This is a genomic window from Paenisporosarcina quisquiliarum, from assembly GCF_027563315.1.
Classification (GTDB): Bacteria; Bacillota; Bacilli; order Bacillales_A; family Planococcaceae; genus Paenisporosarcina; species Paenisporosarcina quisquiliarum.
Genome location: NZ_JAMKBJ010000003.1, coordinates 58,495 through 74,676, shown reverse-complemented (window position 1 = coordinate 74,676; position 16,182 = coordinate 58,495). Strand labels below are relative to the sequence as shown.

The window sequence follows — 16,182 nt, the reverse complement described above, 5'->3', positions numbered from 1 at the left end:
ATTAAAGTTGTGATACACTATGTCCATTCGTTCCGCAACGGAGGTTGAAAGATGAAGAAAGAATTCGTAGTTATAGGGTTAGGTCGATTTGGAGGAAGTATTGTAAGAGAACTGATTGAACAAGGTGCAGACGTTATGGCAATCGATAAGTTTGCTGATCGTGTCGATGAATTTGCATCAATTGCAACTCAAGCAATCGTTGCTGATACGACAGATGAGTCTGTTTTGAAATCACTAGGGATTCGTAATTTTGAACATGTAATCGTAGCGATTGGTGAGGACATTCAATCTAGCATTCTAACAACTTTGATGTTGAAAGAAATTGGTGTCAATAAAATTACCGTTAAAGCGCAAAATGACTATCATGAAAAAGTGTTACGTAAAATTGGTGCCGATCAAGTTGTCCATCCAGAACGCGATATGGGTATCCGTATTGCCAACAACATCATGACAAATAATGTACTGGATTATTTAGAGTTATCGGATGAACATTCAATTATGGAGATAAAAGCGAATGAAATATTGGCTGGCTCTACATTAATCGATTTAGATATCCGTGCGAAGTATGGAATAAACATCGTTGCAATTAAGCGGGGAGCAGACATTCTTGTTTCTCCACAAGCAGATGAAGAAATCCAAATCAATGACGTCCTGATTGTCATCGGTGCAGACGCAGATATTATCCGCTTCGAAAAAAAAGCTATGCATTAAAGAAAAGCGGAGCAGGCCACACTAGACCGACGCCGGCGCTGGAAGAAACGATTCGGAAACTTGTTTCCGCATGAGTTTCTGAAGCTTAGGTGCGGTCTGGTCTGCGGAGCTAGACATAAAGAAAAGCGGAGCAGGCCACGCTAGACCGACGCCGGCGCTGGAGGAAACGATTCGGAAACTTGTTTCCGCATGAGTTAAGGAAGGAAGGCTAAAAGCGTGACATCGTATCACAACGCCTTCATGACTCACATCCTGTGAGCCCAAGCTTAGGTGCGGTTTGGCCTGCGGAGCTAGACATAAAGAAAAGTGAAGCAGGCCATAAAGCGGATCATTCATAAATGCAAAAATAAAAGCTGTGCAACCGACACATTACGTGTCGGTCGCACAGCTTTTTGTATGGCATTAAACTTCCATGATAATTGGTAGAATCATTGGACGACGTTTTGTTTTTTCGTATAAATACGGTCCCAAGACGTCTGTAATTTCGTTTTTTAATTCTGACCAAGGAGTTGCCTTGGATTGAATTGTTTTTTGTAAGTGACGATTTAACATATGTTGCGCTTCATTAATCATCGCACCTGATTCACGCATGTAAACGAAACCACGAGAAATGATGTCAGGACCTGAAACAATCTTCTGACGTTCTTGGTCTGTACTTACAACAACAATGACTAAACCTTCTTCGGAAAGAATTCGGCGATCACGTAAAACGATATTTCCGATATCTCCGATGCCGCTACCATCAATATACACATCACCTGAAGGAATGCGACCAGCAACAGCTGCTTGGTTTTGGCTAAGTGCCAAAACATCACCATTTTCCATAATAAATGTGTTTTCTGGCTCAACATCACAATCTACTGCTAGTTCAGTATGCATTTTTAACATGCGATATTCACCATGGATCGGCATAAAGAACTTAGGTTTCATCAGACGTAACATCAATTTTTGTTCTTCTTGAGAACCATGACCGGAAGTATGGATGTTATTCAATGAACCATGGATAACATCGGCTCCTGCCCGGAACAGCAAGTTGATTGTACGGTTAACGCTTGTACGATTACCTGGAATTGGTGAAGATGAAAAAATAACTGTATCGGCTGGTTGAATTTGAATTTGGCGATGTGTGCCATTTGCAATTCGAGATAACGCTGCCATAGGTTCACCTTGGCTACCGGTACATAAAATCATTACTTCATTCGCAGGTAGACGATTTAATGATTGAGCATCTACGAATGTTTCTTTTGGTGCAGTAATGTATCCTAGCTCGCGCCCAATTGTAATCGCATTATCCATGCTTCGTCCAAAAACAGCAATTTTCCGTCCGTGATGGACAGCCGCTTCAGTAACTTGTTGTAAGCGATGAATATTTGATGCAAAAGTAGCGAAAATAATACGACCATCCACTTTACGGAAAATTTCCGACAAGCTTTCGCCGACTTTTCGTTCCGACATTGTGAAATTGGGTACTTCTGCATTTGTACTATCAGATAGTAAACACAACACGCCATCACGGCCAATTTCAGCCATTTTCGTTAAGTTAGCAGGTTCACCAACTGGTGTGAAATCAAATTTAAAATCTCCTGTATGTACAACATTACCTGGTGGAGTTTTAACGACAATTCCGTAAGCATCAGGAATACTGTGCGTTGTACGGAAGAAACTCACCGAAGTTTTTCTGAATTTAATCACGTCTTCTTCAGCGATTACGTGCATCTTTGTCGTACGCAATAAACCATGTTCTTCGAGTTTATTTCTCAACAACCCAAGTGCAAGTTTTCCTCCATATACTGGGATATTCAATTGTTTGAGCAAGTAGGGAATACCGCCGATGTGATCTTCGTGACCGTGAGTAATAAATAGACCTTTAATCTTGTCTACATTTTTCACAAGGTACGTGTAATCAGGAATAACGTAATCAATCCCGAGTAAATCATCTTCAGGGAATTTAATACCTGCATCAATTAAAATTATTTCGTCTTGGAATTGAACTCCATAAGTGTTTTTGCCGATTTCGCCCAGTCCGCCGAGTGCGAAAACCGCTGTTTGATCATTCTTAACAAATTTCATGTGGTTTAAATTTTCTCCACTTTGTAGTTTTCGCTAGCTTGTTCGTAGGATAAATGGTTACCTTCGAGTAGCTGCACGAATTCGATGTTATACTTGCGGTCCTTTAACGCGTAACGAACTTCGCGTTCAGAGGATGCTTCGATGTAAAGGCTTTTTGTGTTTTCGCGAACTGGCACTTCAAGCACGTTTTCTTGGTAATAAACTTTGTAAATCATGTTTTGCTCTCCTTTTTCACGTTCAAAATAATTTCATTCTCTTTATATTATCACGAGCGCCTTTTAAAATAAAGAAAAGCCCTACTATAAATAGCAGGGCAAAAAATTATGCAATCGATTTTTTCCCGAGTATGCCGCCCAATCGTCTCAACAATTTCTTTTTTAGACGCTTTAACATGGCAAATCACTCCTCATACATCATTATACAGAAAATTGCAACTTTTGTAAAGGAACCGTGTCTTTAGTACACTGAAGGACACGAGAAAGGGTGAGGATTTTGAAAAAAGTATTATTTTTCGATATTGACGGTACGCTATATGATTCCGAAAAAAAGTTACCGGTAAAGGCGAAAGAAGCTGTCTTTCAAGCTCGAAAAAATGGCCATGAAGTTTTTATCGCTACTGGACGAGCACCTTTCATGATTCAAGGTATCCTGAAAGAATTGGAGATTGATTCATACATTTGTTTTAACGGTCAATATATTGTCCATAAAGGGGAAGTGGTATCGCATTCTCAAATCGATCTGGAACTCCTTAAATCGGTATCTGCCTATGCGGATAGCAACAATCATCCCATTGTATATATGAATGCCGAAAAAATGGTTTCATCTATGGCATTTCACCCACATGTGGAAGAGAGTATGGGGAGCTTGAAGTACCCGCATCCTGCCATTGAGGATGATTTTTTCCGGAATCAAAGTATTTATCAGGCACTTGTGTTTTGTTCTATAGAAGAAGAACAGATTTATAAAGAAAATTTTCCGCTTCTGAAGTTTGTCAGATGGCATCGAGTATCTGTCGATATTTTGCCAAAAGGCGCATCTAAAGCCAATGCCATACACTTCTTGTGTGAAAAGCTTAATATTGCAATTGAAGACACGATTGCATTCGGTGACGGGCTGAATGATATTGAAATGTTGGAAGCAGCAGGTTATAGCGTATGTATGGGCAACGGACATGAAGAAGCACTTAAACGGGCTAAATATGTGACCAACCATGTTGACGAAGATGGTTTAGAAAATGCAATGAGATATTTAAAGCTCATTTAATAAAAAGTAAAAAGGTTTCCGAACATTTCGGAAACCTTTTCTTTATTTTCGTTCATATGGAACAGCATCAGGAATATCAGCAAAAGGATTTTGTTGGTTGATGTGATCAAAGAACATAATCCCGTTTAAATGATCCAACTCGTGTTGAAAAGCAATTGCTGGCAAACCTTTTAATCGGAGCTTAAATTCACTTCCATCTGGATAGAAGCCTTTGACGGTGATTCGTGCATACCTTGGCACATATCCTTCTATCGAACGATCAACGGATAAACAACCTTCACCAACCGTTATATACGTTTTTTCCACTGAATGACTGATTATTTTAGGATTTATGGCAACTATACTTAATTTGGATTCATCATCCGGTAAGTGCAGTGCAAACATACGCTTTGATACATTCACTTGAGGAGCAGCAATTCCGATTCCAGGACGTAAATCATAACGTCCCACCATTTCTGGATTTTGACTATTTTTCACATAATCCAACAAGTCCTCTGCAAGTTTTGCATCTTCAGAAGATAGAGGAAATGATACTTCTTGTGCTTTTTTACGCAAAGTCGGATGTCCTTCGCGAATAATATCTTTCATAACAAACATCGTGGTCTTCCTTTCCAACTTTCATTCTTTAATTAGTATATCGAACGTAAGCCATCGTGCAAATGAAAATGACTACTTTAGTCAAGTTGAAATTTTTCACTTGAAGGTCTATAGTAGAAAAAGATTTGGGAGGTTATTAAAATGAAAAAAATTGTAATTGGTACCGTCTTGTCTACTTCACTTTTATTATCTGCATGTTCAATTGGAACTTCTGCTGAGCAGCAATTATCAGATTCATTAACAAAAGTTTACGAGGAAGAACAAGGATATCGTGATGCGCAAGCAAAATTGGCTGAATTAGAAAAGAAAGAACAGCTTACTTTTAATCAAACGATGGAGCTTACTCAACAACAAAAAGAAGAAGTGAGTGTAAAAGTTGAAGAATTAAAATCGTCATTGTCTGAAAGATTGACTCTATTAAAAGAAGAGAATGATTCCATTGAAAAGGCACAGGAATCACTATCCTCTTTAGATAAAATAGTAGAAGAAGCCAAAGACGATCACATCAAATCGTCCGTTTCCGATTTGCAAGAAGCGATGGATGCGCGATATGAAGCACATGACCAAGTCAGCGCAGAATATCAAAAGTTAACGGATCTACAAAGTACATTATATGAAATGCTGACAAATGAAGAAACACAACAAGCCGAACTCCAAGAACAAGTTGTCAAAGTTAATGAACAAAACGAAGTTGTTCAATCAGCTATTAATGCTTTCAATAATGCCACTAAAGAATTGAATGAAAAGAAAGAGTCTGTGTATGACTCTTTACAAGAAGAAAAGTAAAACGACCTCACTCTGAGGTCGTTTTTTTGTGTGATAGAGAGGGTGATAGATAAATAGGTTTTATAATACAGAAGTTTATTTGTACTAGTACAGTTTCGAGAAAAGTGAATAATCTATCAATTGTAAGCTCATATTTCACTAGAGTTTCCAATGATTGACCACCAAAATAAAGTTGAGTATACTAGGGAAGAATGAACATTGTATCACTCGATTTTTACAGTTTTTTTAATACAGTTACTTAAGGAGAGGTGTTAACATGGCTGCAAAAAATGCCAAGCAATTAGGACCAGTAGAAACACTTCAAGCCATCGAAGAAAAATTTGAAATGTTTCAGATTTTGAACGAAGAAGGCGAGATTGTTAACAAAGACGCAGACCCGAATTTATCGGATGAAGAATTAGTCGAGTTAATGCGCCGCATGGTGTATACGCGTATTCTTGACCAACGCTCTATTTCTTTAAATAGACAAGGACGTTTAGGTTTCTATGCACCGACAGCAGGACAAGAAGCTTCTCAATTAGCTTCTCATTATGCTCTTGAAAAAGAAGATTTCATCTTACCAGGGTACCGCGATGTACCTCAAATGATCTGGCACGGGTTGCCACTTTCACAGGCATTCCTATTCTCTCGTGGACATTTCATGGGGAACCAGATTCCTGAGAACGTAAAAGTATTCCCACCTCAAATCATTATCGGTGCTCAATTCATCCAAGCGGCTGGTGTGGCACTTGGAATGCAAAAGCGTGGTAAAAAATCAGTTGCTGTGACTTACACAGGTGACGGTGGTTCTTCGCAAGGTGACTTCTATGAAGGTATTAACTTTGCAGGTGCATTCCGCTCTCCAGCTATTTTTATTGTCCAAAATAACCAATATGCAATCTCAACTCCACGTGAATTGCAAACAGCTGCTAAAACAATCGCTCAAAAAGGGATTGCGGCAGGTATTCCAAGTATCCTAGTTGATGGAATGGATCCATTGGCCGTTTACGTTGCAACACGCGATGCTCGCGAACGTGCAGTGAATGGTGAAGGACCAACATTGATTGAAACATTATGTTACCGTTATGGACCACATACGATGGCAGGGGATGACCCGACACGTTACCGTACATCTGATACAGATTCAGAGTGGGAAAAGAAAGATCCATTGGTTCGTTTCCGTGCTTATTTAGAAGCAAAAGATCTTTGGAATGAAGAAAAAGAAAATGAAGTAATCGAACAAGCTAAAGAAGAAATCAAGGATGCCATTAAAACAGCTGATGCTGCGCCGAAACAAAAAGTGACGGATTTAATGGAAATCATGTATGATCCAAACGAAGAAATGCCATATCACTTAAAAGAACAATATGAACTTTACAAAGAGAAGGAGTCGAAGTAACCGATGGCACAAATGACGATGATTCAAGCAATTACGGATGCACTCCGTAATGAGCTTAAGAATGATGAAAACGTCCTCGTCTTCGGTGAAGACGTTGGAAATAACGGCGGTGTATTCCGTGCGACTGAAGGCTTACAAAAAGAATTTGGCGAAGATCGTGTATTCGATACACCATTAGCTGAATCAGGTATTGGTGGTTTAGCGGTGGGTCTTTCACTTGAAGGCTTCCGTCCAGTTCCAGAAATCCAGTTCTTCGGTTTCGTTTATGAAGTAATGGATTCAATCAGCGGTCAATTAGCGCGTATGCGTTTCCGCAGTGGTGGCAAATACAGTGCACCAGTTACAATCCGTTCTCCATTCGGTGGAGGGGTTCATACTCCTGAAATGCACGCGGACAGCTTAGAAGGTTTGGTAGCTTCTCAACCTGGTTTGAAAGTAGTTATTCCTTCTTCACCTTACGATGCTAAAGGATTATTAATTTCTGCTATCCGTGATAATGCCCCAGTTATTTTCCTAGAACACATGAAGTTATACCGTTCATTCCGTGAAGAGGTTCCTGAAGAAGAATACACAATTCCTCTAGGTAAAGCGGAAGTGAAACGTGAAGGTACAGACCTTACGATTATTGCTTACGGTGCAATGGTACACGATAGCTTAAAAGCTGCAGAAGAACTTGAAAAAGAAAACTACTCAGTAGAAGTAATCGATTTACGTACTGTTCAGCCATTGGATATTGAAACAATCATTGCTTCTGTTGAAAAAACAGGACGTGCGGTTGTTGTTCAAGAAGCACAAAAACAAGCAGGTATTGCTGCTAATGTAGTGGCTGAAATTAACGAACGTGCAATTCTAAGCCTGGAAGCACCAGTATTACGTGTATTTGCACCAGATACAATCTTCCCATTCGCGCAAGCTGAATCGGTTTGGTTACCAAACTCGAAGGACATTGTAGCGACAGCTAAAAAAGTACTGACATTCTAATAGTAAGTTCCAAAAGTCCAGGCAAGATTTCTTGTTGGTCTTTTGGATTTAAAGATATTACACACTCACAACTGAAAGGGTGAATTTTGTGGCATTTGAATTTCGATTACCGGATATCGGTGAAGGTATACACGAAGGCGAAATCGTAAAATGGTTTGTTAAAGCAGGCGACACCATTGGCGAAGATGATATTTTATGTGAAGTTCAGAATGACAAAGCAGTCGTTGAAATTCCTTCTCCTGTAGCAGGAAAAGTGGAAGAAGTGCTTATTGGAGAAGGGACAGTTGCAACTGTTGGCCAAATCTTGATTCGCATTGACGCACCAGGCTATGAAGATCTTCAATTTAAAGGTGGTCACGAAGACGATCCTAAAGCAGAAGAGAAAACAGAAGCTCAAGTTCAAGCAACTGCAGAAGCTGGACAAGAAGTAGAAAAAGAAGCAACACCGGTAGCAAAAGATCAAGCTCCTGAAAAAGAAGCAGCTGAACCAACGAAAGCGGCTCCTAAAGCAGAAGTAGCATCGAAGACTGAAAAAGACCCAAATGGTCGTGTTATTGCAATGCCTTCAGTGCGTAAATTTGCACGAGATAATGATGTCGAAATTTCTCAAGTCAACGGATCAGGTAAAAATGGCCGCGTGATGAAAGAAGATATCGAAGCATATATGAATGGTGGGCAAACAACTGAAGCACCTGAACAAGATGCAGTTGCTGCAAATGAAGAAACAACAAGCGAAGAAAAAGTTGAAAAAGCAGCGAAACCTGCAGCTCCAGCTTTGGAAGGTGAATTCCCTGAAACTCGTGAGAAGATGTCAGGTATTCGCAAAGCAATCGCAAAAGCGATGGTTCACTCGAAACATACAGCTCCCCATGTAACATTAATGGACGAAGTTGATGTAACTGAACTTGTTGCACATCGTAAGAAGTTCAAAGATTTAGCAGCTGAGAAGAATGTGAAATTAACTTATTTACCATACGTTGTAAAAGCATTGGTAAGTACACTTCGTGATTTCCCAGACTTCAATCGTTCATTAGATGACGAAGCTGGCGAAATCATTCAAAAGCATTACTTCAATATCGGGATTGCAGCTGATACAGAAAAAGGCTTGTTAGTACCAGTTATCAAACATGCTGACCGTAAATCTGTATTTGCGATTTCAGATGAAATTAATACACTTGCAGGAAAAGCTCGTGATGGGAAGTTATCACCTTCTGAAATGAAAGGTGCTTCTTGTTCAATCACGAATATTGGTTCTGCCGGTGGACAATGGTTTACACCTGTAATCAATCATCCTGAAGTTGCGATTCTAGGAATTGGTCGTATTGCAGAGAAACCTGTCATAAAAAATGGTGAAATTGTAGCCGCTCCTGTGTTAGCATTATCATTGAGCTTTGATCATCGTATGATCGACGGTGCGACTGCTCAGCACGCATTAAATAACATTAAGCGTTTGCTTAGCAATCCAGAACTTTTATTAATGGAGGCGTAAAAACATGGTAGTAGGAGATTTCCCAATCGAAACAGATACGCTCGTCATCGGCTCAGGCCCTGGCGGATATGTTGCGGCCATCCGTGCTGCACAAACTGGTCAAAAAGTGACAATCGTTGAAAAAGAACATTTAGGCGGCGTTTGTTTAAACGTTGGTTGTATTCCTTCTAAAGCGTTAATTTCAGTCGGTCACCGTTTTGAACAAGCAAAACATTCAGATGATATGGGTATTACTGCATCTGAAGTTACAATTGATTTTTCAAAAGCCCAAGCTTTCAAAGACAGTGTTGTTAAGAAATTAACAGGTGGCGTTGAAGGTTTACTAAAAGGGAATAAAGTTGAAATCGTTCGTGGCGAAGCATACTTTGTTGATGCTAACACTGTTCGTGTAATGGACGAAAATTCAGCACAAACGTATAAATTTAAAAACGCGATTATCGCAACAGGCTCTCGTCCTGTTGAGATTCCATCATTCAAATTCACAAAACGTGTGTTAAGTTCAACAGGGGCTTTGGCTCTTGGAGAAATCCCAGGAAAATTAGTTGTCATTGGTGGCGGTTATATCGGAACTGAATTAGGAACTGCATTTGCAAACCTAGGTTCTGAAGTAACAATTATCGAAGGCGGCGACGATATTTTAGCTGGATTCGAGAAACAAATGACGCAAATCGTTAAAAAAGGCTTGAAGAAAAAAGGTGTTAATGTTGTTGTGAAAGCATCAGCAAAAGGCGTCGAAGAATCAGAATCAGGCGTAACAGTTACGTACGAAGCAGGCGGCGAAGAGAAAAAAGTCGAAGCGGATTATGTATTAGTAACTGTAGGCCGTCGTCCAAACACGGATGAAATGGGTCTTGAAGAAATCGGCATCAAAATGGGCGAACGCGGCTTGATCGAAGTTGACAAGCAAGTTCGCACAAACATCGAAAACATTTTTGCAATTGGTGATGTAGTTTCAGGTCCTCAACTTGCACACAAAGCTTCTTACGAAGGTAAAGTGGCAGCTGAAGTTATCGCTGGTCAAACATCTGTTGTGGATTACTTAGCAATCCCTGCTGTATGTTTCACAGATCCTGAACTTGCAACAGTTGGCTTAAATGAAGAGCAAGCTAAAAAAGAAGGCTTTGAAGTAACGGCTGGGAAATTCCCATTCGGTGCTAACGGTCGTGCTTTAGCATTAAACGCAACAGACGGTTTTGTGAAACTTGTTTCACGTAAATCGGATGGTTTGTTGTTAGGTGCTCAAATCGTCGGTCAAGGCGCTTCTGATATGATTGCTGAACTTGGTTTAGCGATTGAAGCGGGAATGACAGTAGAAGATATTGCTATGACAATTCATGCACATCCAACATTGGGCGAAATCTCAATGGAAGCTGCTGAAGTAGTAATGGGTCACCCGATTCATATCATTACAAAATAAGTTAATAATAGAGTCGTACAGGTTAAACCTGTACGACTTTTTTTAATAGCTGCTGGAAAGACAGTGGGAAATCATGCTAAAATGACATTCGAAAGGGTCACGGTGATACATCATGAAATACACAAAACTAATGAGTATGAGTTTATTAGCATTAATGTTGGCTGCTTGTGGAGATGAAGAAACAAAGACAACTACATCCGCTCCAACTCAACAAGAAGTTGAGGACGAGGTAGTTGAAGATAAAGAAGTTGAAAAAGATGAAGAAGAAACACAAGAAGAGACAGAAGAGGTAACTGCACCATTGGAGCCTCTATATACGTTGAATGAAGCCAATTGGTCGTTCAAGCCAATTGCTGATGCGCCTTCCAAAGTTGTTTTATTAACCATTGATGACGCACCTGACAAACGATCACTAGAAATGGCAAAAACGTTAAAATCTTTAAATGCACCTGCTATTTTCTTTGTAAATGGACATTTTTTGGATAGTGACGAAGAGAAAGCAGTCTTGAAAGAAATACATAACATGGGCTTTGCTATTGGTAACCATACGCAAACGCATGCAAACTTGAAACAACTGACTGAAGATGAACAGCGTGCTGAAATCATGCAGGTAAGTGAAACGATTGAAGCTATTATTGGGGAAAAACCAAAATTTTTCAGAGCCCCATTCGGAGCGAATACTGATTTTAGTAAAGCTCTTGTTAAGGAACAAGGTATGCTGTTAATGAATTGGACTTACGGATACGACTGGGAATCAAATTACCAAGATGCCAATGCTTTAAAAGATATCATGGTAAATACAGAGTATTTAACAGATGGCGCTAACTTATTAATGCATGACCGAAAATGGACTGCTGAAGCCCTTGGTGGCATAGTAGAAGGTTTACGAGCAAAAGGGTACGGCATGATTGACCCTTCGACAATACAAGGTGTAACAGGCGAATAATGACTAACAATAAAGGCTGAGCCTCCCGGTAAAGGAGACTCAGCCTTTTCACTTCAATTACTTTAATAAAACGCTTTATGTTCTTTGATGACTCGAATCAATTTCAATTCATCATCTTCTGGACCTTGTACAGGTAAACCCGCTTCGATATTCATATGAATATAAGCAATATTATCTTCCGTAATGATTTCACCTGGTATGAAAATTGGGATACCCGGAGGATATACCATAATAAATTCAGCTGAAATACGACCTACAGAATCTGCAAACGGTACGACTTCAGTTGTCGCGTAAAACGCATCACGAGGCGTCATGGCTAAACGTGGTATATCAGGCATTGTTACAAATGCTTCTACGATTTCAGCTTCCGCTTCAAATGATTGGGCCATACGCTGAAGTGCATTAACAAGCAAGTTCAATTCTTTTTTGGAATCCGCAATTGTCACGATACACAGAATATTGTATAAATCGGATAATTCGACTTCGATGTTTGCTTTTTCGCGTAACCATTCTTCAGCTTGATGACCTGTAATCCCTAAATTTTTGACACTGATCAATAACTTAGTAGGATCCATATCGTAAGTTGCAGAAGTACGCAATATTTCTTCTCCTACACAGTGGAGGTTCGGAATCTGATTGATTCGCTTGCGTGTATCTTTTGCCAATCGAATGGCAGTAGTCAATAAATCATGGCCATGAATGGCTAACTGGCGTCGTGCTGTATCTAATGACGCCAAGATTGGATAAGATGTCGAAGTTGTTGTTAACATCGATAAAATGGATTGAACACGCTTAGGTGATACTAATCCTTCGCGAACATTTAATACGGAGCTTTGTGTCATCGAACCGCCCAGTTTGTGAACCGAAGTGGCAGCCATATCTGCACCTGCGGCCATTGCTGATACGGGTAAAGATTCATGGAAATGAATATGAACACCATGCGCTTCATCCACCAAAACTGGAATATTACGTTCGTGTGCTATTTCAACAATACGTGTTAAGTCTGCTGCAAAACCGAAGTAAGTAGGGTTAATAACAAGTACAGCTTTTGCATCTGGATGAGCATCTAATGCTTTCTCCACAGATTCTGCAGAGATACCGTGTGAGATTCCAAGTTCCGGATCCACTTCTGGGTGAATGAAGACTGGACTTGCACCCGCAAATACAATGGCAGACATAATCGATTTATGAACATTGCGCGGAACCAGGATTTTATCTCCAGGTCCGACAACACTTAAAATCATCGTCATAATGGCACCGCTTGTACCTTGAACTGAGAAAAATGTATAGTCGGCACCAAAAGCTTCTGCTGCTAATTCTTGCGCTTTTTTAATCGCACCTTTTGGTGAGTGTAAATCATCAAGTGGGGCAATATTGATTAAATCTATAGAAAGAATATTATCGCCTACGAATTCACGAAACGCAGGGTCGACACCATTTCCTTTTTTATGACCGGGAATATGAAACTGAATAGGATGTCGATTGCGATGTTTTAGCAAGACATCAAATAAAGGGGTTTCTAACTGAGACAATGGACGTACCACCTCAACTTTCTTTTTGATGGCATTCAACTATTTTGGAATACCGATTTAAAAATGAAAATGAAAAACAAGTGAATTATAGCATTTAGTATAGCGAATGACCATAAATATTAGAGGGATTTCGACAATAAAATTGAATATAGTACAATTAATTAATAGGGGGGAACTGAATATGAACTGGCAAACACGAATTACAGAGTTACTACATATCAAATATCCAATCATTCAAGGTGGGCTTGCCTATCTTGCGTATGCTGATTTAGCAGCTGCAGTTTCGAATGCTGGCGGACTTGGTCAGATCACGGCAATGAGTCTAGAGTCACCTGAGGCACTCAGAAACGAAATACATAAAGTACGTACAATGACTAATCAGCCGTTCGGAGTCAACTTTGCAATAGGGGATCATGGTCGACCGTTTTCAAATATGCTAGAAGTCGCGATTGAAGAAAAGGTGCCTGTTGTCTCGATGACAGGAGGAAATCCCACCCCTATTTTTGATCAATTAAAAGGAACGGATATAAAAAAACTGGTGTTGGTAGCTGCTACAAGACAAGCGCAAAAAGCGGAAGAACTAGGTGCTGACGCAGTCATGGTCGTTGGGCAGGAAGGTGGAGGGCATTTGGGTCGTGATGACGTTGGAACGATGGTGCTTGTCCCGCGTGTAGTGGATGCTGTATCCATTCCTGTAATTGCCTCTGGTGGAATAGGGGATGGCCGAGGTTTCATGGCTGCGCTTGCGCTTGGTGCGGAAGGGATTGAAATGGGTACACGTTTTATTGCAACTAAAGAATGCTTACATGCTTCACATGTCTATAAACAAGCTTTAATCGATAGTTCCGAAACCGGAACAACAGTAATCAAGCGATCGATAGGTGCTCCTGCGCGAGCCTTGATCAATCCTTGGACAGAAAAAATCCGCGAAATTGAAGTTGAGATGCCAACATACGAGGCTTTAAAAGAGTATATTAGTGGTGAAGCAAACAAACAATATATTTACGAAGGTAATGCTGAAAAGGGCTTTGGCTGGGCTGGTCAAGTAGCGGGTCTAATCGATGATATCCCGTCAGTAGAACAATTAATTACTCGAATGATTTCACAAGCAGAAGACTTCCGCTTAAAATGGAAGTAAGGAAAGGGTGAATAAACATGAGTTTTGCATATCCATTTTCAAAAGACTGGTCGACGGAGGAAATAATCGCTGTCGTGCAATTTTTTGAAGTCATAGAATACGCTTACGAACAAGGCGTAAACCGAGAAGTTTTGATGGAAAAGTATCGACGATTTAAAGAGGTCGTTCCGTCCATGGCGGAAGAGAAAACCTACTTCAGGGAATTCGAAAAAGAAAGCGGCTATATTTGTTATCCAATCATCAAAAAAATGAAAGAAACGACGAAAGGTGCAATCATTAAAGGGTCAGGGAAATAAACCAAGCCGGCTAGATTGTAATAAAGAATTTTAAGACCAAATCACTTCCGATTTGGTCTTTTTTAATCCAGAAAATATCAAATTAGGAGTCAGTAAAAATAGCAGGAGATTAAAAAAACACGAAGAATGTTTAAAGGGTTAGACAAATAAAATGTGAAAGGGGGGTTAATAGTTGAATAAGATTTTTTTACATTTAGAAGGGTTTGCCGTTTTATCTATAAGTCTATATTTTTATGGGTTCAACCAATTTAGTTGGATTCTATTCTTTGTATTATTATTTTCGCCAGATTTATCAATACTTGGCTACCTTTATAATAATAAGATTGGAGCAATTATATATAATTTATTTCATACATACTTCATCGCGATCCTTGTTATTATTTGTGGTCTGCTATTTAACAACCATGTTGTCTTAGCGATTGGTTTAATTTGGTCTGCTCATATTGGAATGGACCGAATGATTGGATATGGTTTGAAATACCCAACGGCTTTTAAAGACACTCATTTAAGCCGAGTGTAATTATACGACAAAATAAAACAAACGCTCAGAGTGTAAATTTCTCTGAGCGTTTTCTTTAAGTCATTCTTGTCCGGTTATTTATTAACCATCACATAATATACAGGTAATAACGCTTCAAATGTTTCTTCAGCAAACAAGGCGAACTCTTCCTCTGACATTTCAACTGCCTGGTCACTTGGCAGATGGCGTCCAACTAAAAACTCGGCTTTCTTCACTTCTTTTAAACGTGTCAATAAAGAAGGCAATTGTTCTTTATGTGCAGTTTTAAGAGGCATTGCTTCAGGAGACATGTGATCGCCTGAAATGATAAAGTCTTGTGGAAGCTTCTTAAATAAAGATTTCTTTTTCAATAATCGTTCTGCAATTTGTACTTTATCTGGTGCCTCATAAATGACAGCCAAAATAATAAACACATGCGTACCCCATAAACCGATTTGAAAATGGGGAAGTGCTTTGTATCCTCGTTTGTATGGAGCAAACGCCACCCACGAATCTTTTGGTGGATTTACAGAACGCCTGGCATGCTTGGCGACATGCGGATAGAATTCACCGCCTGTTTTACTTGAAAAATAAGCTGCATATGTATGACCGAAAGCTTCGAACTTTGGTCGGACTTTTTCTATCAAAGCTTGCATACGATGTTCTAAACCTTCTATTTGAAAAACCTCAAAGTCATCCTTTTCCCATTTATATTTCAACTTTTTTTCCACCTTTCATACTTCTTATGTTTATTTTAATCAAAAAATGGGAAAAAATCTTGTAAGTAAGCTTTATGGAGTTGACAAAAACAACTTAACGCCATATTGTATATAAAACATTCTGAATATTTAGATAAAAGAAAAGGGGTGTAAGACATGAAACAAGTTGTCCATATCATTCGTAAAGAAGACGTAGAGAAAAAGATGGTTTTCGGATTGAAATTAGAGCTTGACTATGAACTTGCCTCTTTGTACGATGCGATGCAAGAGAAAAATCAAGCAGAAATCGACAAGAGCAAAGTAAGGCTTGGCGAAATTCATAAGCAATTGAAGGCTCTCCATGCTTTACACTAGAACGAA

17 protein-coding genes are annotated in these 16,182 nt (G+C 39.5%); 12 read left to right on the top strand and 5 right to left on the bottom strand.

From position 1 onward, the window contains the following. Positions 1 to 51: 51 nt before the first annotated feature. Positions 52 to 711, top strand: coding sequence for a potassium channel family protein (locus M9R32_RS04615; RefSeq protein WP_269925562.1), 660 nt, complete (start codon positions 52 to 54; stop codon positions 709 to 711). Between the two features lie 402 nt (positions 712 to 1,113). Here M9R32_RS04615 and rnjA read toward each other — a convergent pair whose 3' ends face one another. Then, positions 1,114 to 2,781: a ribonuclease J1 gene (gene rnjA / locus M9R32_RS04610; RefSeq protein WP_016427836.1), complete on the bottom strand. Its 1,668-nt coding sequence runs from the start codon at positions 2,779 to 2,781 to the stop codon at positions 1,114 to 1,116. A gap of 5 nt (positions 2,782 to 2,786) precedes the next feature. Then, on the bottom strand, positions 2,787 to 2,996 hold the full coding sequence (locus M9R32_RS04605; RefSeq protein ID WP_269925561.1) for a DNA-dependent RNA polymerase subunit epsilon: 210 nt from the start codon (positions 2,994 to 2,996) through the stop codon (positions 2,787 to 2,789). Positions 2,997 to 3,273: 277 nt separating this feature from the next. Between M9R32_RS04605 and M9R32_RS04600 the strand changes: the two genes are divergently transcribed. Further along, positions 3,274 to 4,044 carry a Cof-type HAD-IIB family hydrolase gene (locus M9R32_RS04600; protein WP_269925560.1) on the top strand — a complete coding sequence of 257 codons (771 nt, stop codon included), beginning with the start codon at positions 3,274 to 3,276 and terminating at the stop codon, positions 4,042 to 4,044. 42 nt (positions 4,045 to 4,086) lie between these two features. Here the strand turns inward: M9R32_RS04600 and def are convergent, their stop codons facing one another. Next, a complete protein-coding gene (gene def / locus M9R32_RS04595; protein WP_269925559.1) occupies positions 4,087 to 4,641 on the bottom strand; it encodes a peptide deformylase in 555 nt (184 codons plus the stop codon). A 141-nt stretch (positions 4,642 to 4,782) separates the two neighbouring features. On the opposite strand from def, the gene M9R32_RS04590 reads away from it, so the two are divergent. From M9R32_RS04590 to M9R32_RS04565, 6 genes are all read left to right on the top strand, one after another. Next, positions 4,783 to 5,427 carry a YkyA family protein gene (locus tag M9R32_RS04590; RefSeq protein WP_269925558.1) on the top strand — a complete coding sequence of 215 codons (645 nt, stop codon included), beginning with the start codon at positions 4,783 to 4,785 and terminating at the stop codon, positions 5,425 to 5,427. A gap of 256 nt (positions 5,428 to 5,683) precedes the next feature. After that, a complete protein-coding gene (gene pdhA, locus M9R32_RS04585) occupies positions 5,684 to 6,805 on the top strand; it encodes a pyruvate dehydrogenase (acetyl-transferring) E1 component subunit alpha (RefSeq protein WP_269925557.1) in 1,122 nt (373 codons plus the stop codon). Positions 6,806 to 6,808: 3 nt separating this feature from the next. Then, the gene (locus M9R32_RS04580) at positions 6,809 to 7,786 is read left to right on the top strand and encodes an alpha-ketoacid dehydrogenase subunit beta (protein ID WP_269925556.1); all 978 of its coding nucleotides are present in this window, start codon (positions 6,809 to 6,811) and stop codon (positions 7,784 to 7,786) included. Positions 7,787 to 7,874: 88 nt separating this feature from the next. Beyond that, on the top strand, positions 7,875 to 9,275 hold the full coding sequence (locus M9R32_RS04575) for a dihydrolipoamide acetyltransferase family protein (protein WP_269925555.1): 1,401 nt from the start codon (positions 7,875 to 7,877) through the stop codon (positions 9,273 to 9,275). Positions 9,276 to 9,279: 4 nt separating this feature from the next. Next, a complete protein-coding gene (lpdA, locus tag M9R32_RS04570) occupies positions 9,280 to 10,692 on the top strand; it encodes a dihydrolipoyl dehydrogenase (RefSeq protein ID WP_269925554.1) in 1,413 nt (470 codons plus the stop codon). A gap of 112 nt (positions 10,693 to 10,804) precedes the next feature. Beyond that, on the top strand, positions 10,805 to 11,638 hold the full coding sequence (locus M9R32_RS04565; RefSeq protein WP_269925553.1) for a polysaccharide deacetylase family protein: 834 nt from the start codon (positions 10,805 to 10,807) through the stop codon (positions 11,636 to 11,638). A 62-nt stretch (positions 11,639 to 11,700) separates the two neighbouring features. Here M9R32_RS04565 and M9R32_RS04560 read toward each other — a convergent pair whose 3' ends face one another. Further along, positions 11,701 to 13,170 carry an aminotransferase class I/II-fold pyridoxal phosphate-dependent enzyme gene (locus M9R32_RS04560; RefSeq protein WP_269925552.1) on the bottom strand — a complete coding sequence of 490 codons (1,470 nt, stop codon included), beginning with the start codon at positions 13,168 to 13,170 and terminating at the stop codon, positions 11,701 to 11,703. A 181-nt stretch (positions 13,171 to 13,351) separates the two neighbouring features. Here M9R32_RS04560 and M9R32_RS04555 point away from each other — a divergent pair, with 181 nt between their 5' ends. The 3 genes from M9R32_RS04555 (at position 13,352) to M9R32_RS04545 (ending at position 15,124) form a co-directional block, all read left to right on the top strand. Further along, a complete protein-coding gene (locus tag M9R32_RS04555) occupies positions 13,352 to 14,308 on the top strand; it encodes an NAD(P)H-dependent flavin oxidoreductase (RefSeq protein WP_269925551.1) in 957 nt (318 codons plus the stop codon). A 17-nt stretch (positions 14,309 to 14,325) separates the two neighbouring features. Further along, on the top strand, positions 14,326 to 14,604 hold the full coding sequence (locus M9R32_RS04550) for a UPF0223 family protein (RefSeq protein ID WP_269925550.1): 279 nt from the start codon (positions 14,326 to 14,328) through the stop codon (positions 14,602 to 14,604). 172 nt (positions 14,605 to 14,776) lie between these two features. Next, complete coding sequence (locus tag M9R32_RS04545) at positions 14,777 to 15,124, top strand: DUF4260 domain-containing protein (protein WP_269925549.1); 348 nt, start codon at positions 14,777 to 14,779, stop codon at positions 15,122 to 15,124. A gap of 74 nt (positions 15,125 to 15,198) precedes the next feature. Here the strand turns inward: M9R32_RS04545 and M9R32_RS04540 are convergent, their stop codons facing one another. Further along, the gene (locus M9R32_RS04540; RefSeq protein WP_269925548.1) at positions 15,199 to 15,822 is read right to left on the bottom strand and encodes a YktB family protein; all 624 of its coding nucleotides are present in this window, start codon (positions 15,820 to 15,822) and stop codon (positions 15,199 to 15,201) included. A gap of 156 nt (positions 15,823 to 15,978) precedes the next feature. On the opposite strand from M9R32_RS04540, the gene M9R32_RS04535 reads away from it, so the two are divergent. Further along, complete coding sequence (locus tag M9R32_RS04535) at positions 15,979 to 16,176, top strand: hypothetical protein (protein ID WP_269925547.1); 198 nt, start codon at positions 15,979 to 15,981, stop codon at positions 16,174 to 16,176. Positions 16,177 to 16,182 lie beyond the last annotated feature (6 nt).

Excerpts from the sequence above, each read along its gene's own strand:
- M9R32_RS04535 (WP_269925547.1), top strand. The coding sequence starts at position 15,979 with ATGAAACAAGTTGTCCATATCATTCGTAAAGAAGACGTAGAGAAAAAG.
- pdhA (WP_269925557.1), top strand. The coding sequence starts at position 5,684 with ATGGCTGCAAAAAATGCCAAGCAATTAGGACCAGTAGAAACACTTCAA.
- M9R32_RS04555 (WP_269925551.1), top strand. The coding sequence starts at position 13,352 with ATGAACTGGCAAACACGAATTACAGAGTTACTACATATCAAATATCCA.
- M9R32_RS04615 (WP_269925562.1), top strand. The coding sequence starts at position 52 with ATGAAGAAAGAATTCGTAGTTATAGGGTTAGGTCGATTTGGAGGAAGT.
- M9R32_RS04550 (WP_269925550.1), top strand. The coding sequence starts at position 14,326 with ATGAGTTTTGCATATCCATTTTCAAAAGACTGGTCGACGGAGGAAATA.
- M9R32_RS04580 (WP_269925556.1), top strand. The coding sequence starts at position 6,809 with ATGGCACAAATGACGATGATTCAAGCAATTACGGATGCACTCCGTAAT.
- M9R32_RS04565 (WP_269925553.1), top strand. The coding sequence starts at position 10,805 with ATGAAATACACAAAACTAATGAGTATGAGTTTATTAGCATTAATGTTG.
- def (WP_269925559.1), bottom strand. The coding sequence starts at position 4,641 with ATGTTTGTTATGAAAGATATTATTCGCGAAGGACATCCGACTTTGCGT.
- M9R32_RS04605 (WP_269925561.1), bottom strand. The coding sequence starts at position 2,996 with ATGATTTACAAAGTTTATTACCAAGAAAACGTGCTTGAAGTGCCAGTT.
- lpdA (WP_269925554.1), top strand. The coding sequence starts at position 9,280 with ATGGTAGTAGGAGATTTCCCAATCGAAACAGATACGCTCGTCATCGGC.
- rnjA (WP_016427836.1), bottom strand. The coding sequence starts at position 2,781 with ATGAAATTTGTTAAGAATGATCAAACAGCGGTTTTCGCACTCGGCGGA.
- M9R32_RS04590 (WP_269925558.1), top strand. The coding sequence starts at position 4,783 with ATGAAAAAAATTGTAATTGGTACCGTCTTGTCTACTTCACTTTTATTA.